This is a genomic window from Mycobacterium pinniadriaticum (genome assembly GCF_026242045.1).
In the GTDB taxonomy this organism is placed as follows: domain Bacteria; phylum Actinomycetota; class Actinomycetes; order Mycobacteriales; family Mycobacteriaceae; genus Mycobacterium; species Mycobacterium pinniadriaticum.
In genome coordinates, this window is the sequence record NZ_JAPJDO010000004.1 from 18,672 (window position 1) to 38,865 (window position 20,194).

At 63.5% G+C, this 20,194-nt stretch carries 24 protein-coding genes; 16 read left to right on the plus strand and 8 right to left on the minus strand.

Annotation, left to right across the window (positions count from 1 at the left end):
- Nucleotides 1-35 precede the first annotated feature (35 nt).
- The 6 genes from ORI27_RS06045 (at nucleotide 36) to ORI27_RS06070 (ending at nucleotide 5,203) form a co-directional block, all read left to right on the plus strand.
- Nucleotides 36-800, plus strand: a complete 765-nt coding sequence (locus ORI27_RS06045) for an SDR family NAD(P)-dependent oxidoreductase (RefSeq protein WP_265996016.1) — start codon at nucleotides 36-38, stop codon at nucleotides 798-800.
- On the plus strand, nucleotides 797-1,564 hold the full coding sequence (locus ORI27_RS06050) for a crotonase/enoyl-CoA hydratase family protein (RefSeq protein WP_265996015.1): 768 nt from the start codon (nucleotides 797-799) through the stop codon (nucleotides 1,562-1,564). The genes ORI27_RS06045 and ORI27_RS06050 overlap by 4 nt, the downstream gene beginning before the upstream one ends.
- A 135-nt stretch (nucleotides 1,565-1,699) precedes the next feature.
- On the plus strand, nucleotides 1,700-2,257 hold the full coding sequence (locus ORI27_RS06055) for a TetR/AcrR family transcriptional regulator (protein ID WP_265996014.1): 558 nt from the start codon (nucleotides 1,700-1,702) through the stop codon (nucleotides 2,255-2,257).
- A gap of 83 nt (nucleotides 2,258-2,340) precedes the next feature.
- Nucleotides 2,341-3,120: an enoyl-CoA hydratase/isomerase family protein gene (locus ORI27_RS06060; protein WP_265996013.1), complete on the plus strand. Its 780-nt coding sequence runs from the start codon at nucleotides 2,341-2,343 to the stop codon at nucleotides 3,118-3,120.
- Nucleotides 3,117-4,241, plus strand: a complete 1,125-nt coding sequence (locus ORI27_RS06065) for an acyl-CoA dehydrogenase family protein (RefSeq protein ID WP_265996012.1) — start codon at nucleotides 3,117-3,119, stop codon at nucleotides 4,239-4,241. Before ORI27_RS06060 ends, ORI27_RS06065 begins: the two co-directional genes overlap by 4 nt.
- Nucleotides 4,238-5,203, plus strand: coding sequence for an acyl-CoA dehydrogenase family protein (locus ORI27_RS06070; protein WP_265996010.1), 966 nt, complete (start codon nucleotides 4,238-4,240; stop codon nucleotides 5,201-5,203). The genes ORI27_RS06065 and ORI27_RS06070 overlap by 4 nt, the downstream gene beginning before the upstream one ends.
- Nucleotides 5,204-5,348: 145 nt before the next feature.
- On the opposite strand, the gene ORI27_RS06075 is transcribed toward ORI27_RS06070, so the two are convergent.
- Nucleotides 5,349-6,122: a hypothetical protein gene (locus tag ORI27_RS06075; RefSeq protein ID WP_265996009.1), complete on the minus strand. Its 774-nt coding sequence runs from the start codon at nucleotides 6,120-6,122 to the stop codon at nucleotides 5,349-5,351.
- 180 nt (nucleotides 6,123-6,302) lie between these two features.
- Between ORI27_RS06075 and ORI27_RS06080 the strand changes: the two genes are divergently transcribed.
- Genes ORI27_RS06080 through ORI27_RS06095 form a run of 4 tightly spaced genes read left to right on the plus strand, consistent with a single transcriptional unit; the run spans nucleotide 6,303 to nucleotide 8,806 of the window.
- Nucleotides 6,303-6,920 (plus strand): cytochrome c oxidase subunit 3 family protein, encoded by a 618-nt coding sequence (locus ORI27_RS06080; protein WP_265996008.1) that lies wholly within the window; start codon nucleotides 6,303-6,305, stop codon nucleotides 6,918-6,920.
- A 2-nt stretch (nucleotides 6,921-6,922) separates the two neighbouring features.
- Nucleotides 6,923-7,198, plus strand: coding sequence for a cytochrome C oxidase subunit IV family protein (locus tag ORI27_RS06085; protein ID WP_265996007.1), 276 nt, complete (start codon nucleotides 6,923-6,925; stop codon nucleotides 7,196-7,198).
- Between the two features lie 8 nt (nucleotides 7,199-7,206).
- Nucleotides 7,207-7,971 (plus strand): hypothetical protein, encoded by a 765-nt coding sequence (locus ORI27_RS06090; RefSeq protein ID WP_265996006.1) that lies wholly within the window; start codon nucleotides 7,207-7,209, stop codon nucleotides 7,969-7,971.
- A 46-nt stretch (nucleotides 7,972-8,017) separates the two neighbouring features.
- Nucleotides 8,018-8,806 (plus strand): hypothetical protein, encoded by a 789-nt coding sequence (locus ORI27_RS06095; RefSeq protein WP_265996005.1) that lies wholly within the window; start codon nucleotides 8,018-8,020, stop codon nucleotides 8,804-8,806.
- Here ORI27_RS06095 and ORI27_RS06100 read toward each other — a convergent pair.
- Both ORI27_RS06100 and ORI27_RS06105 read right to left on the minus strand, forming a co-directional pair.
- Complete coding sequence (locus ORI27_RS06100; protein ID WP_265996004.1) at nucleotides 8,803-10,395, minus strand: phytoene desaturase family protein; 1,593 nt, start codon at nucleotides 10,393-10,395, stop codon at nucleotides 8,803-8,805. The genes ORI27_RS06095 and ORI27_RS06100 overlap by 4 nt on opposite strands.
- Before the next feature lie 15 nt (nucleotides 10,396-10,410).
- On the minus strand, nucleotides 10,411-11,181 hold the full coding sequence (locus tag ORI27_RS06105) for a hypothetical protein (RefSeq protein WP_265996003.1): 771 nt from the start codon (nucleotides 11,179-11,181) through the stop codon (nucleotides 10,411-10,413).
- Nucleotides 11,182-11,497: 316 nt separating this feature from the next.
- Between ORI27_RS06105 and ORI27_RS06110 the strand changes: the two genes are divergently transcribed.
- Entirely contained in the window at nucleotides 11,498-12,571 is a 1,074-nt protein-coding gene (locus ORI27_RS06110; RefSeq protein WP_265996002.1) for a spirocyclase AveC family protein, read from the plus strand.
- On the opposite strand, the gene ORI27_RS06115 is transcribed toward ORI27_RS06110, so the two are convergent.
- From ORI27_RS06115 to ORI27_RS06125, 3 genes are all read right to left on the minus strand, one after another.
- Nucleotides 12,565-13,161: a TetR/AcrR family transcriptional regulator gene (locus ORI27_RS06115; RefSeq protein WP_265996001.1), complete on the minus strand. Its 597-nt coding sequence runs from the start codon at nucleotides 13,159-13,161 to the stop codon at nucleotides 12,565-12,567. The genes ORI27_RS06110 and ORI27_RS06115 overlap by 7 nt on opposite strands.
- Before the next feature lie 35 nt (nucleotides 13,162-13,196).
- Nucleotides 13,197-13,901 (minus strand): hypothetical protein, encoded by a 705-nt coding sequence (locus ORI27_RS06120; RefSeq protein ID WP_265996000.1) that lies wholly within the window; start codon nucleotides 13,899-13,901, stop codon nucleotides 13,197-13,199.
- Nucleotides 13,902-13,989: 88 nt separating this feature from the next.
- Entirely contained in the window at nucleotides 13,990-15,144 is a 1,155-nt protein-coding gene (locus ORI27_RS06125) for a TetR family transcriptional regulator (RefSeq protein WP_265995999.1), read from the minus strand.
- Here ORI27_RS06125 and ORI27_RS06130 point away from each other — a divergent pair.
- Entirely contained in the window at nucleotides 15,094-15,858 is a 765-nt protein-coding gene (locus ORI27_RS06130; protein WP_265995998.1) for a hypothetical protein, read from the plus strand. The genes ORI27_RS06125 and ORI27_RS06130 overlap by 51 nt on opposite strands.
- Here the strand turns inward: ORI27_RS06130 and ORI27_RS06135 are convergent.
- A complete protein-coding gene (locus ORI27_RS06135) occupies nucleotides 15,855-16,520 on the minus strand; it encodes a TetR/AcrR family transcriptional regulator (RefSeq protein ID WP_265995997.1) in 666 nt (221 codons plus the stop codon). The two genes, ORI27_RS06130 and ORI27_RS06135, sit on opposite strands and share 4 nt — an antisense overlap.
- Before the next feature lie 145 nt (nucleotides 16,521-16,665).
- Between ORI27_RS06135 and ORI27_RS06140 the strand changes: the two genes are divergently transcribed.
- Genes ORI27_RS06140 through ORI27_RS06150 form a run of 3 tightly spaced genes read left to right on the plus strand, consistent with a single transcriptional unit; the run spans nucleotide 16,666 to nucleotide 18,372 of the window.
- On the plus strand, nucleotides 16,666-17,475 hold the full coding sequence (locus ORI27_RS06140) for a hypothetical protein (RefSeq protein WP_265995996.1): 810 nt from the start codon (nucleotides 16,666-16,668) through the stop codon (nucleotides 17,473-17,475).
- On the plus strand, nucleotides 17,472-18,071 hold the full coding sequence (locus ORI27_RS06145; protein WP_265995995.1) for a cytochrome c oxidase subunit 3: 600 nt from the start codon (nucleotides 17,472-17,474) through the stop codon (nucleotides 18,069-18,071). Before ORI27_RS06140 ends, ORI27_RS06145 begins: the two co-directional genes overlap by 4 nt.
- 7 nt (nucleotides 18,072-18,078) lie before the next feature.
- A complete protein-coding gene (locus tag ORI27_RS06150) occupies nucleotides 18,079-18,372 on the plus strand; it encodes a cytochrome C oxidase subunit IV family protein (RefSeq protein ID WP_323055567.1) in 294 nt (97 codons plus the stop codon).
- Here the strand turns inward: ORI27_RS06150 and ORI27_RS06155 are convergent.
- The gene (locus ORI27_RS06155) at nucleotides 18,369-18,992 is read right to left on the minus strand and encodes a TetR/AcrR family transcriptional regulator (RefSeq protein WP_265995993.1); all 624 of its coding nucleotides are present in this window, start codon (nucleotides 18,990-18,992) and stop codon (nucleotides 18,369-18,371) included. The two genes, ORI27_RS06150 and ORI27_RS06155, sit on opposite strands and share 4 nt — an antisense overlap.
- A 120-nt stretch (nucleotides 18,993-19,112) precedes the next feature.
- On the opposite strand from ORI27_RS06155, the gene ORI27_RS06160 reads away from it, so the two are divergent.
- Entirely contained in the window at nucleotides 19,113-20,189 is a 1,077-nt protein-coding gene (locus ORI27_RS06160) for a spirocyclase AveC family protein (RefSeq protein ID WP_265995992.1), read from the plus strand.
- Nucleotides 20,190-20,194 lie beyond the last annotated feature (5 nt).

Consider the following 20,194-nt stretch of genomic DNA (forward strand, 5'->3'; position numbering starts at 1 on the left):
GCCCCTATCACCCCAATCACGTTGAAAGGCAGAGCATGAACATTGACGGCGCATCCGCGATGGTGACGGGCGGGGCCTCGGGCCTTGGCCTGGCAACCGTCAAACGACTCCTCGACCACGGCGCCCACGTCGTCATCGCGGACCTACCGACATCGGCGGGGGAGTCGGTGGCCGCCGAGCTGGGACCGCGCGCGCAGTTCGCTGCCGCTGACGTCCGCAGCGCCGACGACATCGCCGCGGTGCTGGACCTCGCCGCGAAGGCCGGACCGGTTCGTGCCGTGGTGCACTGTGCCGGCCGCGGTGGCCCGGTCCGGGTGGTCGACAAGAACGGCGAGCCCGGTTCCCTCGAGCTCTACACCGAGATCGTCACCACGAACCTGATCGGCTCGTTCAACGTGCTTCGGCTGGCGGCTGCCCGGATGGTGGGTAACGAACCTCTCGACGGTGACCGCGGTGTCGTGATCCTGACGGCCTCGGTGGCCGCGTTCGAAGGCCAGATCGGGCAGATCCCCTACGCCTCGTCGAAGGCGGGCGTGGTCGGGATGACCATCGTCGCGGCGCGCGATTTGGCGGGCAAGCAGATCCGGGTGAACACCATCGCTCCCGGAACGTTCGACACTCCTTTGTTGGCGAGGTTGTCCGAGCAGGTGCGGTCGTCGCTGGCCGCGACCGTTCCGCATCCCAGCCGGCTGGGCGATCCAGATGAGTTCGCCCACCTGGCCACCGCGATCATCGAGAACGGCATGCTCAATGGTGAGACCATCCGGCTGGACGGCGCTATCAGGATGGCTCCACGATGACCTCGGGCGTTGACACCTTCCTCGAGGGGAACGTCGGCGTTCTCGCCATCAATCGGCCCGCGGTCCGCAACGCGATCGACCTCCCCACGGCCGAGCAGATCGCGGCCGCGCTCGACGATTTCGAAACACGGTCAGAGATCCGTGCGATCGTCATCACCGGCAGGGGCGGCTTTTTCAGCGCAGGGATGGATCTGAAGGCGCTGACCGCCACGAACCAGCGACCCATCACTGCCTCCCGGGGCGCCTTCGGGGTGGTGGAGAAGCCGCCGGCCAAGCCGATGATCGCCGCGGTCGAGGGCGCGGCCCTCGGTGGCGGCCTGGAGATCGCCATGGCCGCCGACCTCATCGTCGTCGCCGAAAATGCCCGGCTCGGGTTGCCGGAGGTGGCCCGCGGGCTTGTCGCCACGGCCGGTGGTGTGCTCCGGCTGCCGAGCCGGGTGCCCCGGGCGGCCGCCTTGGAGATGATCATGACCGGCGCGCCGATCTCCGCCGAGCGCGCCTATCAGATCGGCCTGGTCAACCAGGTCGTCCCCGAGGGTGGCGCGCTGGCCAGCGCCGTCGAGCTGGCTCAGACCATCGCCGCCAATGCCCCGATGGCCGTGCGCGCTGCCAAGGCGGTGGCGCTCAACGCGCAGCGCTGGGAGGGCTCCGACGGGTTCATGCTGCAGCGCCGATACACCGATCCGGTGCGGGAATCGGCGGACGCCGCCGAGGGTGCGCGCGCCTTCGTGGAGAAACGTCCTCCCGTCTGGCAGGACGCCTGAGCGTCCCGGTGGCCGAATGTCCTCTATTCTGAGGTCAGCAGTCTCAGATTAGATGCGGGAGGCCTATCCATGTCGGGGGAGCGCGGCGACGACGTACCTGCGGATACTCCGCGGCCACGGGGCCGGCCTCGTACGGTGATCGACCTGGATGCCGTCGCCGACGCCGTCGCCGGTCTGGTCATCGACGGAGGCGAGAAAGCCATCTCGATCGTCGGCGCGGCCGAGCGGCTCGATGTGTCACGGGCCACCCTGTACCGCCTCGTCCCGACCAAGGAGGATTTGGTCGGGATCATGTTCGAGCGGGCCACCCGACAGCAGACCGAAGTCATGTCCGAAGTCGTGGAATCGGAAATGCCGGTGCGGGACAGGCTGATCCGGCTCATCGAGATGCAGGTCGAAGCCGCCGTCAGAATGCGCGGTTATATGCCGGTGTTCTTCGGGGGTGACGGCCTGCCCTCCGACGTTTTCCAACGTTGGCATGCCTGGAGCCGCGAGTATGAAGCAACGTGGAACGGCTGTGTCGAAGAGGCCATGGCGCAGGGAGTCCTCGAACGCGCTGATGTCGGAACAACCACTCGGCTGCTGCTGGGCATGTGCCTATGGGTCTCGCGGTGGTATCGCCCCGAGGAGGGCATCGAGGTCGAACACATTGCGCGGGTGGCGGTATCACTGATACTGCCGGAGAGCTCCTGACGAGGATCGACCGGATTGACCTCTGACGACGCCCACGACTAGTATTTGAGACGAGTAAACTCAAAAACGTTTGGGGTTGAGTCATGACTACCGATCTCGGTATCGAATTGCTATCCGACGGAGTCGGCGTGTTGGAGATCCGCCGGCCACCGAACAACTTCTTCGACCCGGATCTCATCGAGTCGATCGCCTCGGCGGCGCACCAGCTCTCGGCGTCCGAGGCCGTCCGTGCACTGGTCATCGCTTCCGAGGGAAAGAACTTCTGCGCCGGAGCCGATTTCGCTGGAACCAGCGGCGCCGGCGAGGTGTCGGCCGACGAAGGTGCGCGACGCCTCTACGGGTCGGCGGTGCGGCTCTTCGAAGCGGAGCTCCCGATCGTGGCGGCGGTGCAGGGCGCCGCGGTGGGTGGTGGGCTCGGGCTGGCGCTGGCGGCGGATTTCCGTGTCGCCGGCCCCAGCTCGCGGTTTGCCGCCAACTTCTCCCGCATCGGCTTGCACCACGGTTTCGGAATGACGGTGACGTTGCCCGGCGTGGTCGGCGCTCAACATGCCGCGGATCTGCTGTTGACAGGTCGGCGGATCGACGGTCTGGAGGCGCACCGGATCGGATTGGTCGATCGCCTTGTCGATACCGACGCGGCGATCCGGGCGACCGCGATTGCGTTCGCCGCCGAGATCGCAACGGCAGCTCCGCTTGCTGTCCGCAGCATCCGGGCGACCATGCGCCGCGGATTGGCCGATGCCGTAGCGGCGGCAACGGAACACGAACGGGCAGAACAAGCCTGGCTCCGAGACACCGACGACTTCGCCGAAGGGATACGGGCGTCGGTGGAGCGCTGGACCCCGACCTTCTCAGCACGATGAGCGTCCTCGATCCCGCCCGCACCGTCACCGAACTGCGGCAGACAGTTCGCGAACTCACCGACGAGTGGCTGGCGGCAGGTCGCTATGTTCCGCGCAGCGACTGCTGGTTGCGGTCGTACGACCTCGAGTTCTCCCGAGAGTTGGCGGCCAGGGGACTGATCGGGCTGACCTGGCCCACACAGTTCGGCGGAGCCGGTCTGGACGCCCGGTCACGCCTGGCGGTCACCGAGGAGCTGCTGCGCGCAGGCGCGCCGGTGGCCGCCCATTGGATCGGCGATCGCCAGATCGGACCCACGATTTTGCGTTATGGCACACCGGAGTTACAGCACGAGCTGTTGGGCGGCATCGTCGCCGCCGAGTACATCTTCTGCCTGGGTATGAGCGAGCCGGAGGCGGGATCCGATCTTGCGGCAGTGCACACCACAGCGGTCAAGGTCGACGGCGGATGGCGGGTCAACGGCCGCAAGACCTGGACCAGCCAGGCGCACCACGCGACCCACGCCTATCTGCTGGCCCGTACCGACGCGTCCGGGCGCAAACACGAAGGCCTGTCGGAATTTGTCGTCGACATGGCAAGCGAGGGCGTCGAGGTCTCGCCGATCTGGGACATGTCCGGGGAACACCATTTCAACGAGATGACCTTCACCGACGTGTTCGTGCCGGACGGCCGGCTGATCGGTCAGGCCGGCAACGGCTGGCGGCAGGTCACCGAACAGCTGTCGTTCGAGCGCGGCGGTCCGGAGCGGGTTCTGAGCACCTACCCGCTACTGCGCCAGGTGATTCAGCACCTCCGCGAAACCCGAGACCGCCGGTTCGACGCCGAACTGGGCGATCTCGTCGGGCGGCTTTCGGTGCTGCGGCGGCAATGCTGGGAGATCGCCGAGGCGGTGGACGGCGGCCGCGCGCCGATCACCGAAGCCGCGAGCCTGAAATATCTGGGCACCAGGTTCGAGGTCGACGTCATCGAATTCGCTCGGCGTACCGGGTTCGGCCTCGCACAGGGTGACTCGCTGGCTCAGGCGCTGTGCGCGGCACCGGGTTTCAGTATCCGGGGTGGTTCCTCCGACGTCTTGTTGTCCATCGTCGCCAAGAGTGAAGTCAGGAGTCAGAGCCCATCATGAGCGAGTTCGCCGACGAATTGACCGGCCTGGTCCGCGATCTTGCCAAGGATGCGGCACCGGCCCGGGATGGCCAGCTGCCCGATATCTGGCCGAAAGTCCAGGAGCTTGGGCTTGCGGGCATCGGGATCGCCGAGGAGGCAGGCGGATCCGGTGGTGAACTGGACGACCTCCTGGTGGTGATCCGCGAGCTCGCCCGCGCCGGCATCGACACCCCCATCGTCGAAGCAGCCACCGCGGCGTTCGCGATCGGTCCCAGCGCCGATGGCCGGTTCGACACCGTCGTCCTGAGCGCTGAAGCCGGCCTCGATATCGTCACCTATGCCCCGTCAGCCCGACGTGCGGTGGTCGTCGGTGCATCCGACATCGCCGTTTTCGAGCTCGCTGAGGCTGACATCGATTCGCTGATCGACATTGCCGGCCGGCCTGCTGGCCGGGTGCGGCTGGGCGGCGCGTCTGTCACCCACCCGGCGATCAGTGCCGACGCGGTGTCGGAGCGGCTGGCACTGGCCAGGTCGGCGTCCCTGATCGGACTGTGCTGGGGTGCCTACGATCTGACCAAGCGGTATGTTGTCGACCGGCACCAGTTCGGGGCCCCGCTGATCAAGATCTCGGCGGTGTCGACCAATGTGGCGCACATGGTCGTCGGAATCCGCATGGCTGAGTCGGCATTGCGCCGCGCGGTCGCGGCGTCATCCGATCCCGGTGCCACCGAACTACGCCGATTCGGTGCGGCGGCGAGCGCACGTATCGCAGCCGCCCAGTGTGCGACCGCCGTCGCACGCACCGCCCACCAGCTACATGGCGCAGTCGGAATCACCACCGAGTACGGTCTGCACTCCTACACCAGGGCACTGTGGGCCCAGCGCGACGCCGACGAATCAGAGCTGCACTGGTGCGGCCGGCTCGGGGCAGCGGCACTCGACGTTGACGAAGATGCCTTCTGGGATCAGCTGACCGCCTGATCGGGCTTCAAAAACTCCGGTTTACCGTCGGGGAATATCCGCGATCTCGCGAGGCTGTCCTTATCGACACCGCCACTCGCACTTTCAGTCGCCACTTACAGCCTCGGCGAAGTCGCGCGGGGGCTCGAGTTGATGACTCAGGATGCTAGAAGACCGTCGCGGCTTCCCGCGGGTCGGTGACCGGTGCGGGCTCGGGATCGGCCGACTGCTGCCGGATAGCCCGGAAAGCGAGGAAGCTCTGCACGGTGATCCACACCCCGAACAATGTCAGCGGCGACCAGAACACCAACAGCCCGTTCCAGGCGAACGGTCCACTGCGCGGGATGAAGGCGATGGCACCGGCCTCGAACATGATGGTGATCCACAACGACATCCAGCCCCACCAGCGAGGGAACGGATTGTGCTTGACCAACTGGGTGGCTGGGCGCAGGCAGATCACGGTCACCCCGACCCACATGAAGATGTAGTACTGATCGGTCGTCGTGAGTGTCAGCGTCGCCAGCTCGTGCATCAGCGCGGTCACTTCGGGGTCCTTACGGGGCGCGGTGTAGGCGGCCACGCCCCAGAACATCGGCGGAAGCATCAGGAACAGCGACATCATCGCGCCGCTGACCAGCGACAGCGCGCTCCAGATCTTCCAGCCGCCGGTCTCGACCCGGGCCATCTGCACCGCGATGACAGCCAGGATCGGCATCATGAACGCACCCGTCCAGCTGCAGATGACCGCTCCCCATTTGATCTTGGTCTGATTGTCGGCATACCACTGCGCGATTTGCTCGGCGCTCCACGCCGGGTTCTTCGTCGGGACCTGCTGGAGGAGGAAGATCAGCGAGAGGGTGTAGATGACGGCCAGTGCGATACCCCACCACAGGATCGCGCGCTGGCTCTGTTCCGAGAAACGGCTGCGGGGGGTGGCCATGCCTCAACTCCTTAGACCAATTTCAGATCGCGTATCTCAAAAATAAGGTTCCCGCGAGACGGCTGTCAAGAATCGCGAGCCACCCGCAGGGATAGAACCACTCGCTTGATATTGACTGTGTCAGCGGCCACATTTAGAATATGAGACAGTCAATCTCAAAGAATGAGGAGGCGCCGAAGCATGTCCGCATCGGAGGTGATCGGACAGCCGGAGGCCACCGCTAGCGAGTCTGCCGCATCCGCCAAGCACATCCCTGGTGAACCCGGAATCTGGGTGCTGCTCTTTGGCGACATGCTGGTCTTCACCGTGTTGTTCGTGGTCTACCTGAGCCGTCGCGGTGAGAACCGTGAGTTGTTCGCGCAGTCGCAGGACGCGTTGAACCGGAACTTCGGCGCCATCAATACCCTGGTTTTGCTGACCAGTTCGGTGTTGGTGGTGTTCGCTGTTCTGGCGCTGAGATCCGAACGCTGGCGGGCACTTGCCCCGCGGCTGACTCTCGCCGGGTTCGCGGTCGGATGCTGCTTCGTGATCGTCAAGGTCTTCGAGTATCACGAGAAGATCAGCGCGGGCATCACGCCGAGCACCAACGAGTTCTACATGTACTACTTCGTGTTGACCGGCCTGCATCTTGCCCACGTCGTCATCGGGCTCGGGGTCCTGCTGGCGCTGTCACGGCTGGCCCGCAACCCGGAGCCCTCGCGCACCCAGATCGCCTTCTTCGAGGGCGGCGGATGCTTCTGGCACATGGTGGATCTGTTGTGGATCGTCATCTTCCCTCTGCTCTTCCTGGTGCGGTGATCATGAGAACCCTGATTCGTAGCAATGCGTCGATCGCCTGGCTGGCCCTGACGACCCTGACCGTCGTCTCCTGGGCGTTGGGCACTCAACACGGGCTGGGCGGCGGCGGCCACGTGCCTGCCAGCCTGATCATCTTCGTCGTCGCGGTCTTCAAGGTGCGCCTGGTGGGGATGTACTTCATGGAGCTACGGGACGCTCCGCTGGCATTACGCGCGATCTTCGAGGGGTATTGCGTCGTGCTGCTGGGTCTGCTCGTCGGTATGTACCTGCTGGCCTAGGAGGACCGGTGAATCGCAGGGTCCACAAGTTCTGCGCGTGGAGTGGGACGCTGTGTCTGATCCTCATGGCAATCGGACTCATCGCGATCGCTCGGTTCGTACCAACTCCGTCTCCCGGGCAGAGCGCGGTGCAAACGGCGCAATTCATCATCGACAACCGGACCCGGATCCGGTGGGGGATGATCCTCGGGATGTTCGCGTCATCGCTGTTGATGACGTACGCGGTGTCGATGGCCACCCACATGCGGCGTATTGAAGGACGCTTCCCGGCCCTGGCGATGATCCAGTTCGGACTCGGTGCGATCTTCGTCCTCGAGTTCATCTATCTGTTGTTCTTCTGGCAGACAGCGACTTTCCGGGTAGACCGGGCGCCGGAATTGGTGCAGCTGCTCAACGATATGGCCTGGATACCGTTCGTCGGCCTGACGTCGACGGCAGTGCTCCAAGTCGCCTGTTTCGGCATCGCGGTGCTGCTCGACCGCCGGGCCCAGCCGATCTTCCCGCGCTGGCTGGGGTACTACAACCTGTGGGTTGCGTTGATGTTCATGCCGGGAACCTTCAACGTGTTCTTCCACAATGGGCCGCTGGCCTGGAACGGGATCATCGCGTGGTACATGCCGCTAGCGGTGTTCGCGTCCTGGATGATCATCAATCCCATCTTCCTGTCCAAGGCCGTCGACACCATGGCCGACGACGAGCCGACGGAGTTCGAGCGCATGCGAGCCGATCTCGACCGGCTGCTCGCGGCGCAACTCAAGGCCACAAGCCAATGACTGAACAGATCACCCTGCTGAAGTCCACGACCCCTGGAGAATGCAAATGAGTCGGACAATTCACCGAGCCGCCGGCTGGAGCGGTGCCGGGGTCCTGGTTCTGATGGCCTTCGGATTCGTCGGCCTGGCGCGATTCTTTCCGCCGCCCTCTCCCGCACTCAGCGCCGACCAAACCACTGCGATCATCATCGGACACGCCACCACGATCCGCTGGGGCATGATCGTGACGATGGTCGCCGCGGTTCTGCTCGGGATATTCGCCGTCTCGATCGCAGTGCAGATGCGTCGCATCGAAGGCCGGTTCCCGATCTTGTCGATGACGGAGTTCGGGCTGGGGATGCTGTTCGTGCTCGAATTCCTCTACCTGCTCTTCTTTTGGCAGACAGCAACATTCCGCGCCGACCGAGACCCACAGCTGATCGAACTCCTCAACGATATGGCGTGGATTCCCTTCGTGGGCCTCACCGGGACCGCGGCCGTTCAGGTCGCGGCGTTCGGCGTCGCCATCTTGATCGACCGCCGGCCCGTTCCGGTGTTCCCGCGGTGGCTTGGCTACGGGAATCTCTGGGTGGCGCTCATCTTCTGCGCAGGCACGTTCAACGTATTCTTCAAGACGGGGCCCTTGGCGTGGAATGGCGTGTTGTCGTGGTGGCTGCCCGTTGTGGTATTCGCACTATGGCTGATCGTCGTCACCGTATATCTACGTCGTGCCATCGAGACCCACATCGACGAAGTCGACGCGGATAAGACGCCCTCGGTGGCCGAGCTGGCCGCCACGATCGCAGACCTGCAGCGCCAAGTCGGACAGCTACATTCGCGATCGGCACCGAGCTAGTCGTACTGCCCCAGCGCGGTCTGCGCAGCGAGCCGACCAGGCCACCCGCTCACGCCACCTCCGGGATGTGAGCCCGCTCCGGCGTGGAAGTAGTTCGTCACCGGCGAGCGGTAGCCGCCCAAGCCGGGCGCGGGCCTGTTCATGGCGAGCCGCAGCGGAGTCATGTCGACGTGAAAGTACGATCCGTTCGGCGTGGCGAACTGCGTGCCGAAATCAGCTGGGCTGGTTTCGATCCGGCCGATCTCCGCGTCGAAACCGTCGAGATGGCTGGCCACCGATTCCATGATCGCCGCCGATATCACACCCTTGGCCTTCTCCCAGCCATCGCGGGGTTGGGCCGGCACGTTGGCCGCCAGGTAGACCACATCCTGGCCCTGCGGAGCAAGCCCAGAGTCGTTGGCGGACAGGACCGCCATGTAGACCGGAGGCTTGGGCAACGTCTCCCCGGCACGGATTGCTGCCAATTGGCGAATGTTCTCGTCGAACGTTCCGGTCATGAGCGCGGTCTTGCGGATGTCGAACCCGTCGATCTTCGCGCGTTGCTTCGCCCCCCGCGGATAGCAGGCGCGTCCGGATAGGGCGATGTCGATCTTGAACGTTGCGGAGTTGTTGCCGCTGGCCGGCAGAATGGCAACCTTGGCCCGGGTCGCCGAATCCAGCACTCCGTCATCGAGTAGCCCGCCGTAGGCCAGTTGCGGAGGCACAGCGGCGAGCACCCCCTGCGTGGCGCCGATCTCGGTGCCATCGGCGAGTTCGACGCCGGTGGCTCGGTTGCGCTCGACGATCACTCGCGCAACCGCCGTCTCGGTGCGGATCTGGGCGCCGCGTTCCGCGGCATACGTTGCCATAGCGGTCATCACCGCGCCCATCCCACCCAACGGTCGGATCACGCCGGGTTTTAGATGCACCGCCGCGAGCCCCACACAGTAGAACCCGCCGCCATCGTGATCGATCGGCCCGATCATGCTGCCCCAGTACGTGGTCAGGGACCGCATCTGGTCGGACTGGAAGGTGTCGGCCATCAGGTCGACCAGGTTGTGTGACATGATCCGGCCCAACTGGCGCCGAATTGCCCGACTCGGGGCAAGTTTGAGGATGAGCTTGCCCAGCTCGGCTTTCGGCAGCTGCGCGGGATGGTGCGGCATGACGGTGCTGAGCGCCTCGAAGATCCACGACAGGGCAGGCTGTAGGTCTGCGTAACTTCGGGCGTCGGCGGCCGAGAACCGCCGCACCTCGGCCAATGTGCGATCCATATCGTGAAACAGCAGCAGGGTGGAGCCGTCTTCGCCGATCCAACCGTAGGGCGCTTCTACCGGAGTGCCGCGATAGCCGTACTTCGGCAGATCCAGATCGGAGATGAAGCTCGTACATGACATGAACATGTCGTCCATGGCACCGAGGCTCAGGATGTGGTGTGGGGCCTCGGGACAAAATGCGCCGCTGTTGGCCAGGCCACCCAGGTGCGGGCGCTGCTCCAGGACCAGCACGGTAGCCCCGGAAGCCGCCAAGGTGCATGCTGCGCTCAGCCCGTTGTGGCCGCCGCCGATCACGATGTAGTCGTAATTGGCATCCAGCTCAGGTGATTTCACCGGTCCGCCCGATACTCAGAAGACGGTGGCGGCGGCCTGGCTGGGTGCGAGTTCAGGGTCGGGATCGGCGACCTGGCCACGCAGTGCCCGGAAGACCAACCAGCTTTGGATTGCGATCCAGGCAGAGAACAGGATCAACGGGGACCAGAACACCAACAGGCCGTTCCACGCAAACGGGCCGCTGCGGGGGATGAAGGCGATCGCGCCGGCTTCGAACATGATGGTGATCCACAACGACAAGTACCCCCACCACCGCGGGAACGGGTTGTTCTTGATCAGCTGGGTAGCCGGGCGCAGGGCGATGACGGTCACGCCGACCCACATGAAGATGTAGAACTGATCGGTGGTCGTCATCGTCAGCGAGGCCAGCTCATGCATGAGTGTCGTGACTTCTGGATCCTTGCGCGGTGCGGTGTAGGCGGCGACGCCCCAGAACATCGGCGGGAGCATCAAGAACAGCGACATCAGCGCCCCACTGACCAACGACAGGACGCTCCAAATCTTGAAGCCGCCGGTCTCCACCCGCGCCATCTGTACGGCGACGACGGCCAAGATCGGCATCATGAACGCACCGGTCCAGCTACATATCACCGCGCCCCACTTGATGCGGGTGCTGTTGCGGACGTACCAGTCGGCCACCTGCTGAGCTGACCAGGCTGGATTCTTCAGGGGAACCTGTTGCAGCAGAAGTGCAAACGCGGCGATGTACGCGATTGCCAAGGCAATACCCCACCACAAGATCGCGCGTTGGCTGCGCTCGGAAAACAGGCTTCGATCAGTTGCCATGGCGACCTCTCTGATTCTGATATTCGTGAGTGTTGCTGTCCAAGAGAGACATCTACCGATCTCGGCCTGCCCGAGTGGGCACCTGAGGCCCGGCATCAATTAATGGATAGATTCGTCTCAAAATAGGCACGGCGCCGTCTGGCTGTCAATGACCAGTTTGGCTCCGGTGGCTGCTTGGCGTGTTCAGTTTTTGCGTTGCTGCTTTCTCGGGTGCTCAATCTGCGACACTACGACAATATTTGTCGTAGTGTCGCAGATTGATATACCGTGATGTGCGACAGAGCTGTTGCCTGCGCCGGCCCCGAATGGAGGCTCGATGTCGACCGTCTCGGCGGATCACCGCACGTCATTTCCGACGTCCGTACCGGCGCGCCAGGTTCCGGCACCGGTCATCCTGGCGGTGATCGGCGGGTTGATCGTCGCCTACGCGCTGTGGACCTGGGGCGCCTGGCTGGCCTCTGCTCCCGCCCCGGTATCCGCTACTCGCGATTCCGCAGACATGTCCTGGTGGGTAGCCCGGGCATACGAGACGATCATGGTCATTGCCGTCGCCGTCATCGGCACTTACGTGGTGCGCCAGTGTGTTCGGCAAGGACGGCTGGCCTTCGACGCGATCATCGTCATCGCCGGGTTCTTCACCTTGTTCTGGGATCCGATGGTCAACTGGATGCAGCCGAACTTCATGTACAGCTCGCAGTGGCTGAACGTCAACACCTGGGTCGCCCAGGCACCGGGTGTGGTGAACCCTACCGCCGGGCTGATGCCTCAGCCGGTCTTCATCATGCTCATCTACCCGTTCGGGCTATTGGGCTTCGCGATCATCATCAACCACGGGATGCGGTTGGTGCAGCGGCGATTCCCGCAGATCAGCACCTTCGCCCTGATGGCGTTCGCCTACGGATACGGCCTGATCCTGGGTGGCTGCCTCGAGGCGCCGACCTTCCTGTCGAACTTGTGGGGGCTTCCCGGTGCGCCCGCCGACTTCTCGCTGTTCTCCAATGGTCAGCGCTACGCGTGGGCGGAATACCTCACCACTGGAATCGTTTTCACAACTTTCGCCGCCGTCCGCTACTTCAAGAACGACAAGGGCGAGACGATCGTCGAGCGAGGTCTGCAGTCATTCAGGCCGGCCGCCAAGACGGTGGTGACGGTCTTCGCCACTATCGCGGTCTTCGCGATGTCTATGTGGGCGTTGCTCTTGGTGCAAATTCCCGCCGGACTGCATGCCTCGCCGTATCCCGACGACTATCCGGCCCATCTCATCAACGGCCTGTGCAACATCCCCGGCAACCCGAACTCGACGGTACCCACAGCCTATGGGCCCTGCCCGGGCAGCCCTGGATTCCGGATGCCGGTCAACAACACCTTCGTCCCCGATACCGGTCACTGACTCCGCCGTCGGCGGGCGGGCCTTTCATCAGTGACCAACACCGACGGCAGCGCAAACTTGCGCAACTCCTCACGTAGCGTCTCTGGTCTCGGGTCATCGCGAAGCAGCGCGAACGTCAAGACACCTTGCAGCCAGCGGCTGGCCTCTTCGGTTGTGACACCGGGCCGGAGTCGGCCGCTGGATTCGGCTCGAGCCAATATCGGGTGCAAGCTATCCCGGATGAGCGTCTCGATGGGGTGGGATTCGCCGAAGACCGCCTTTGCGCGCTCGGCGGGCAGGCTGGCCGACAGGGCCGCCAGCTCTTCATCCCCATGAGTGATTTCGACTGCCCTGGCGAGAAACTCGACGAGTGCCTCGTCGAGGTCTTCAACGTCGCCGAGATTCCACGAATCGATTTGTTCCTGGAGTTCTTCGCAGCATTGCACCATCGCCAGCTCCAGCAGCTGATCACGGCTGGACACGGTGTAGTACAGGGTCTGACGAACCACCCCCGCCGAGCGGGCCACGTCAGACATGGTCGTGCGGTCGGGGCCGTACTTGATAAAGGCCTGCCGCGCAGCGCGCACCACACTCGCCGTGGCTTCATCCATGCTGCAAGACTACGCAACCGACTGGCCGCTACCGCTCACAGTGGGTTGGTGCCCTCGGCGATCTGCCGAGTGAGTGCCTTGTGCACTTCGTAACTGATTGCCCCCATCCAGATGGCGAAGGCCGCCAGTGGGATATAGATCCCGACGATGCCGTTCCAGGCGAATGGACCTGTCTTGAAGAACAGCACCATTCCCGCGGGGGTGATCAACAATGCGGCCCATGCGGTCAGGTAGCCCAGCCAGCGCGGCAGGATGGGCGGGTCGTTCTTGTCGATGAATATCGCCGCCACGATGCACCACATCTGGATCCACAGCGACCAGATCACGGTGACGAAAAGGATCCATCCGACGTCGTGCAACGCCTCGGTGACCTCGGGGGCCCGCCCGTCGAAGCGGAACGATGCCGCCATCCACACTCCGATGGGGGTGATGAACTCCAGGGAGAGTAGTCCGCAGGAGACCAACTGGGTCGCCGCCAGTGCGCGAGCGCCGTCAATTCGCTTGAGCTGTCCGGAGATCGCCGCGGCCCAGGGAACGAGTAGCGCTGACGCCGCCATCACCACGACGAGCCCGAGTTTGATCAATATGGTGTTATCCGCGTAGAGCTGGCGGATTTCGTCAGCAGTGGCGCTGGGCCGTGACGGCGGAAAGAAACCCATGACGAAGATGAACATCGCGAACCAGATGATCACCATCGCCGGACCCGCCCAGATCAAGATGCGTTGGACCCGTGCCTCCATGAGCAATTCCTTTCGACGCGCCCGCCATGCGACAGTACGACACTAGCTGTCCAAATGTCGTATCGCAGGGAAATCGCGTCACCGACCGCTACGACGTCACCTCGATGCCCTCGGATCGCAAAATGTCTGCAACAGCAGGCCAAACGCCGCGCTCCTGCCACTTTTTGAGCCTGCGCCAACAGCTGACACCTGAGATTCCATACCGGGTCCGCGGGAGGTCCCGCCACGGTATGTCGTTGGACAGAACGTCTATCACCCCTTCGAGGGCGAGCCGATCGTCGATCGGGAGTCGTCCACGCCTGGTAGCCGTGGCGGCGGACCGAAGCACTGACTCGACGCGGGCCCACAATTCGTCGGAAACAGCTCGCGGCAGCAGCCTGGTTTGGTGATCGATATGCGGGGCGAGGTCGGCAGGTGCCGCGCGATGACCGAGATCCTCGCGTAGCGGGTGGTTGCGAAATTCGATTCCGTGCATCGTGAGTCGGGCCATTTCGTGGACGAAGCGGGTCCGCGGAAGCTGGTCCATGTCGAACAAGTGCGGGAAAGTGACGAGAGAAAAGCAGACACCAACCATGATTCGGGCCAGCACGGGGATATCAACGCCGCTGTACTCGCGGGTGGACGCCTCGCTGGCCGAGCGCTGCTCGACAAGGGTGACAACCTGACGCATCGATTGTTCGAGACGTCGTTTCAGAGTCCCGCTGGGATCGCCGAAGTGGTAGACGGCCAGTAGCGGCAGTGCGATGTCGCGTTCGTCCATGAAAAGCCGGATCAGATCGTTGAAGAGTTCCTCGGCCTCGTCGATTGCAGGCCGAGACCCGGGCCGGCGTTGTTGCCATTCAGCCAAGTGGCGGGTGAGGAATTCGGTGAACGGGGTGAGCACGGCCGCGTCGAAAAGGGCTTCCTTGGTGCCGAAGTGGCGATAGATCACGGGCTCTGAAACGCCGGCGCGTCTGGCGATGCTGCTGGTCGTCGTGGCGTTGTACCCGTATTGGCCGAATGCCGCCCGAGCTGCGGACACGATGCGGTCATCGATTGTGGTGTCTCGGCGCCCCGGCCCGGCCATTTTGAAATAATAATGAAACAGCCCTCTGCCAGCAACGATGAGGCGCTGGCTGGTGCGTCCGATTAGTACGCCTTGCGCGGGCATGCCGATGTGCGCAACGGTGCTCCGCTGAACAAAGGAGCTCTGATGACAACGGCGAAGATCGACAGGGCCGGCGACGCCGAAGCGGTCCACCATGGCTGGTTGGCAGAGTTTCGCATCGACCCAACGGTGATGCGGATACTCGTGTGGAGCGGCTTGGCGCTCGTCGCCATGACGGTGATCGGCTTCGGCTGGCTCATGCAGATGGTTCCTCCTCCGTCACCGACGATGCCCAAAACTGCTGCGCTGGATTGGGTTGCGCAAAATCAGCGCTCCATCCTCATCGGCGCCGCGCTGTGCACCTTCTTCTGGTCGTTCTGGGTGACATGGGCCGCGCCCGTGCTTCTGTACGTCCGGCGGATGGAGCGCGTGCCTGTTCTGACCATTGCGGCACTGACGAACGTGGGCGGGGGTGCCGCTGTCATCACCACGATCGCCGTGTCGTGGACGGTCATGGCCTTTCGCGCTGAGGATGCTGCGATCGTCCAGGCGTTTCTGGATCTCGGGTTCTTCTTGTTCCTCTACACCTGGCCGCCCTTCGGCATCCTGATGGTCATCATCGCGGTGGCGATCTTCCGAGACTGCAATGCCCGCCCCGCATACCCGAGGTGGGTCGCGTACTACAACCTCTACGCCGCCATCGCGATGGCACCGGCGAGCTTCATGGGGCTGTTCAAGACCGGCCCACTGGCCTACAACGGCATGCTGGCGTTCTGGCTCGTCGCGGTCGACTTCTTCACCTGGATGGTGGTGATGTCGGTGATGACGTTCAAAGCCATCACCCACGACGAACGCCGGCTCAGCAGCTAGGGCGGGGGCGTCTGGCGGTGTGCGATTCCGTGCAGCAGCATCTGCGTCAGCTCGTCGATCTGCCTCTTCCTGCTGGGGCGGCGTTCCCGAGACGGAAAGAGCCAATCATCAAGCAGTAGAACAGACATCACCGCACCGGCGCTCACCGCAACAGTCAAGGGCGGATCGAGTCGGTCATAGTGTCTCGGCTCGCCATGATCGAGCAGGGCTCGCCGCATGATGCGCAGTGCCTCGGCGACCTTGTCACTCACCGCCGCGGAAACTCGGTCGAGCTCCTGATCGCCGCCCTGCGCTCTCGCGGAGATCAGCGTCTTGATCAGTTCGCGATGCTCGTCGACCACTCCATAGAAGCCCGTGACGAACGACCGGACGATCTTCTCGGCGTTGGTGGTGGCCGGCTGCTCGCGCTCCCATGACGACACCCAATTGGTCAGAAACTCAGTGAACGGTCGCAGCGTTGCCTGCTCGAAAAGGCCTGCCTTGCTGCCGAAGTTGCGGAAGATGACCGGTTCGCCGACGCCGGCCTCCTCGGCGATCTGCCGTGTTGTGGTGCCGTGGTAGCCCTGGCTGGTGAACAGTCGATCTGCCGCCTTGAGGACGAGGTCTTGTACCTCGCGGGGCCCGCGGCGTGCGCGTGGGCCAGTTGGTTCCGCATCGGCCATGTAGACATCGTATCGCCACTGACGGAGTAAGCGGCACTATTGATTATCGAAAGTGACACTTGCTAAAGCGAGGGGTGCTCTTTACGCTAATTCTGATGTGGTGCGTCTCACAAAGGTGAACGTGCCGGGAGAGGCGGAGGAACCGGTGATCAGACAGATCGAGATGGACAAGGGCGTCGCCAAGGCGTTCACCTGGTCGGCGGCCGTGGTCGTCGTCGGACTGCTTGTGGCTCAGGGCTTCCTGATGCGATTCGTGCCTGCGCCCAGCCCCACGCTCAGCGCCGAGGAACTGCGGCAGGTCTTCATCGACCGCAGGTTTGCGATTCAGATCGGTTCGATTATCCAGATCATCGCGTGGAGTTTCTGGGCGACGTGGGGGGTCGTCGTAAGTACTTTCATGCGGCGGATGGAGCGGGGATACCCCTTCCTGACGTATGCCTCGATCGCCCTGGTCGGCGGTGGATCCGTGTTCTTCTTGCTCATCCCGATGACCTGGGCGGTTTGCGCCTACCGGGCGGACGAGATGGACCCGCAGATCATCCAGTTCGCCAATGACTGGGTGTGGTTCGACTGGCTGTTCACCTGGCCGCCGTTCGCCATCTGGTTCTTCGTGATCGCCGCCGCCATCTTCAAGGATCACAATGTGCCCACGATCTATCCCCGCTGGGTGGGCTACTTCAACCTGTGGTGCGGCTTCCTGATCTTCCCGGCGGCATTGATCGTGTTCTGGAAGGACGGCCCCTTCGCCTACGACGGGGTGGGTGCGTTCTGGTTCCCCGTCGTCATCTTCTTCGGTGAGATCGTCGTGATGATCGTTGTGTCGTTGAAGGTCATCAACCAGCAGGCGGCCAAGCTGCAGGCTGACGCCGAAGCCGGAGTGCCGGGAGTCGCGTACGCCGACGTCGACAACACTCGCGATCGGCTGGCGTTCACCAGCCCCGAGAGTTCTGCGTGACCGATACGGCGATCAATCGCGCCGGGTCACGAAGGGCAGGCATACCCCATACGCCGGGTGAAGACGGAACCTGGATCTTCATCCTGGGCGACATGACCGTCTTCTCCGGGTTCTTCATCACCTACCTGGTCTATCGGTCGCGCAACGTCGAGCTGTTCAACGAGTCGTCGGCCCGGCTGACGCAGCTGTACGGAGTGATCAATACTCTTCTGCTGCTGACCAGTTCGGTGCTGGTGGTGACGGGACTGCGCGCGATTCGCCGCCGGGCGCTGAGCATCGCACCGAAGTGCTTCGCCGGTGCGTTTGTGTGCGGACTGGGCTTCTCGGTCCTCAAGGTCAGCGAGTACACCAGCAAGGTCGGTCACGGCATCACCCCGGCCACGAACGAATTCTGGATGTACTTCTACATTCTGACCGGTCTGCACTTCTTCCACTTGCTGGTCGGGATGGCCGTGTTGGTCTACCTGATGGTGAAGTCCAAGAAGGAACGGTTGACGGTCAAGGAGTTCGCCTTTGTCGAAGGCGGTGCCTGCTTCTGGCACATGGTCGACCTGCTGTGGATCGTGCTGTTCCCGTTGCTGTACTTCGTGAGGTGAGGTCCCGGTGAACCACAGCGCGCCAGTCACTTTCGCCGAACTCCTGCGCGGCCCATTCGTTGTGGTGTGGGGGATACTCATCGCGGCGACGCTGCTCTCGTGGTACCTGGGTGCCGATCACGGCATCCACAACCATCAGGTCGCGACGACCGTGATCCTGCTCGTGGCGTTCGTCAAAGTCCGATTCGTGGGCCTGTACTTCATGGAACTCAGGGATGCGCCCACTCGGTTGCGCACCCTGTTCGAAGTGCATTGCCTGGCGGTCTGCACAGCAATGCTGACGGTGTATTTCGCAAGTTAGGCGGGTCGGCCGCTGATCCCGTATGCGATCAGCATCGCGATCTCCTTGATCATCCGAGCACGGCTTGGAGAACGAAATCCGGCAGGAACGATCCAGTCCTCCAATACCACCGCGCCGATGACCATCGCACCCACCGACGCGATGGTTGCCGGCGGGTCGAGGCGATCGAGGTGATGATCGGTGGCGATCTCGAGTCCCGCGTCGTGCACGGCCCTGAGGCCTTCTCGAAGACGCCAGCTGATGGAGAGAGCCGACTTGTGCAGGGGATTGCCCGGATCGGCACGTGCCTCCATCAGCTCCTGAAACAGCCGGCGGTCCTGCTGCACGAGCTTGAACAGCCCGTCCACCAGACTCTCGGCCAGCTGTTCGACCGAAGAGTCCGTGCTGAACTCATGCCACGACCGAATCCAGCCGTCGATGAACTCGGAGAACGGCTCGAGGATCGCGGCCTCGAACAGGTCTGATTTGGTGCCGAACAGGCGGAACAACGTCGGCTCGGAAACCTGGGCGCCCACGGCGATCTCTTTTGTGGTGGTCGACTTATAGCCGTTCGCAGTGAACAGCGCCCGCGCCGCGGTGAGTATCCGGGTCCTTGCGTCGCGACGAGGCCCTTGTTGCATGCCACGATCCTACGGCTACCACTGTTATGCAAGTGGCACTTGCATTTGTGAGTCGGCTCGCCTCATAATGCGAGTGGCACTTGCATGTGGTGTGGTCCAGCACGATGGATAGGACTTGGTGTGGCGACGATCCAGCGGGGGAACGTGCCGGCCGGTGGCGTCGTCGACGGGTCGAAGGCGCGGCGCCTGCGCCCCGTCCTGTGGTGGGCAGGCATCGGCGGGCTGCTGCTGGCGTTTCAGATCGTCGTCATGGTCAGGTGGGTTGCCGGCCCAAACTTCGTGCCGACCGATCCCGGGCCGGATCCTATTCCGGTGTGGCAATCGGCGATGCTCACGGCATTGCAGATCGCGATCCCGACAGGGGCCGTTGTCTTGCTGTACTTCTGGGTGGTCCGGCCGTGGCGGCAACAGGGCTATCTCACGACGGATGCGATGATCGCCCTGGCCGCGTCGACGGTGTTCTTCTGGGACATGGTGATGAACTACACGTCGGTGACGTTGTTCTACAACTCGCACCTGATCAATCGGGGCGCGTGGGCCAACGGGGCCTGGCCCACCTGGATCAGCCCGAACGCGAATCGCCTGCCCGAGCCGCTGTTGATCGTGCCGCCGGCTTACACCGCGCTGGTGTATTCGCAGGTCATCATTGTCCTCTGGATTATTCGCAAGGTGAAGGCCCGCTGGCCGAGGCTCGGTGTGGCCGGGACCGTCGGAGCGATCGTGTTGGGGCTGACGATCAGCGACACGATGATCGAGGGTCTGGTTCTGCGAACCGGCGTCTACGCCTACCCCGGCGGCATCCGCGCGATCACTCTCTTCGCCGGCGAGACCTACCAGATACCGTTGTCGGAAACCCTCCTATTCGGCGGCTTCGGGCTGGGCGCCATCGCTTGCCTGAGCCACTTCCGCGATGACCGCGGCCAGACGTTCGTCGAGCGCGGGATCAGCACACTCAAGCTGAACTTCAGAGGGCGACAGCTCGTGAAGTTCTTCGCGATCTATGGCGCTGTTCACCTGAGTTTTGTTCTGCTGTACATGATTCCGCAGCAATTCTTCGCCCTGCACTCCGGACCATTCCCCGAGGGCTATCCGTCTTACCTGGTGAACGACATGTGTTCGTCGGGGGTTGACGCAGCGACCTGCCCGGGCCCGGGTGTCCCCATGCCCAGACCGCCCTATGAGAATTCGCAACGATAGGACAC

Bases quoted from the DNA above. Each gene is read 5' to 3' on its own strand.
- ORI27_RS06060 (WP_265996013.1), top strand. From the start codon at position 2,341: ATGACTACCGATCTCGGTATCGAATTGCTATCCGACGGAGTCGGCGTG.
- ORI27_RS06070 (WP_265996010.1), top strand. From the start codon at position 4,238: ATGAGCGAGTTCGCCGACGAATTGACCGGCCTGGTCCGCGATCTTGCC.
- ORI27_RS06135 (WP_265995997.1), bottom strand. From the start codon at position 16,520: ATGGCCGATGCGGAACCAACTGGCCCACGCGCACGCCGCGGGCCCCGC.
- ORI27_RS06105 (WP_265996003.1), bottom strand. From the start codon at position 11,181: ATGGCAACTGATCGAAGCCTGTTTTCCGAGCGCAGCCAACGCGCGATC.
- ORI27_RS06080 (WP_265996008.1), top strand. From the start codon at position 6,303: ATGTCCGCATCGGAGGTGATCGGACAGCCGGAGGCCACCGCTAGCGAG.
- ORI27_RS06050 (WP_265996015.1), top strand. From the start codon at position 797: ATGACCTCGGGCGTTGACACCTTCCTCGAGGGGAACGTCGGCGTTCTC.
- ORI27_RS06155 (WP_265995993.1), bottom strand. From the start codon at position 18,992: ATGCAACAAGGGCCTCGTCGCGACGCAAGGACCCGGATACTCACCGCG.
- ORI27_RS06115 (WP_265996001.1), bottom strand. From the start codon at position 13,161: ATGGATGAAGCCACGGCGAGTGTGGTGCGCGCTGCGCGGCAGGCCTTT.
- ORI27_RS06120 (WP_265996000.1), bottom strand. From the start codon at position 13,901: ATGGAGGCACGGGTCCAACGCATCTTGATCTGGGCGGGTCCGGCGATG.
- ORI27_RS06075 (WP_265996009.1), bottom strand. From the start codon at position 6,122: ATGGCCACCCCCCGCAGCCGTTTCTCGGAACAGAGCCAGCGCGCGATC.
- ORI27_RS06110 (WP_265996002.1), top strand. From the start codon at position 11,498: ATGTCGACCGTCTCGGCGGATCACCGCACGTCATTTCCGACGTCCGTA.
- ORI27_RS06065 (WP_265996012.1), top strand. From the start codon at position 3,117: ATGAGCGTCCTCGATCCCGCCCGCACCGTCACCGAACTGCGGCAGACA.
- ORI27_RS06045 (WP_265996016.1), top strand. From the start codon at position 36: ATGAACATTGACGGCGCATCCGCGATGGTGACGGGCGGGGCCTCGGGC.
- ORI27_RS06130 (WP_265995998.1), top strand. From the start codon at position 15,094: ATGACAACGGCGAAGATCGACAGGGCCGGCGACGCCGAAGCGGTCCAC.
- ORI27_RS06095 (WP_265996005.1), top strand. From the start codon at position 8,018: ATGAGTCGGACAATTCACCGAGCCGCCGGCTGGAGCGGTGCCGGGGTC.
- ORI27_RS06085 (WP_265996007.1), top strand. From the start codon at position 6,923: ATGAGAACCCTGATTCGTAGCAATGCGTCGATCGCCTGGCTGGCCCTG.
- ORI27_RS06125 (WP_265995999.1), bottom strand. From the start codon at position 15,144: ATGGTGGACCGCTTCGGCGTCGCCGGCCCTGTCGATCTTCGCCGTTGT.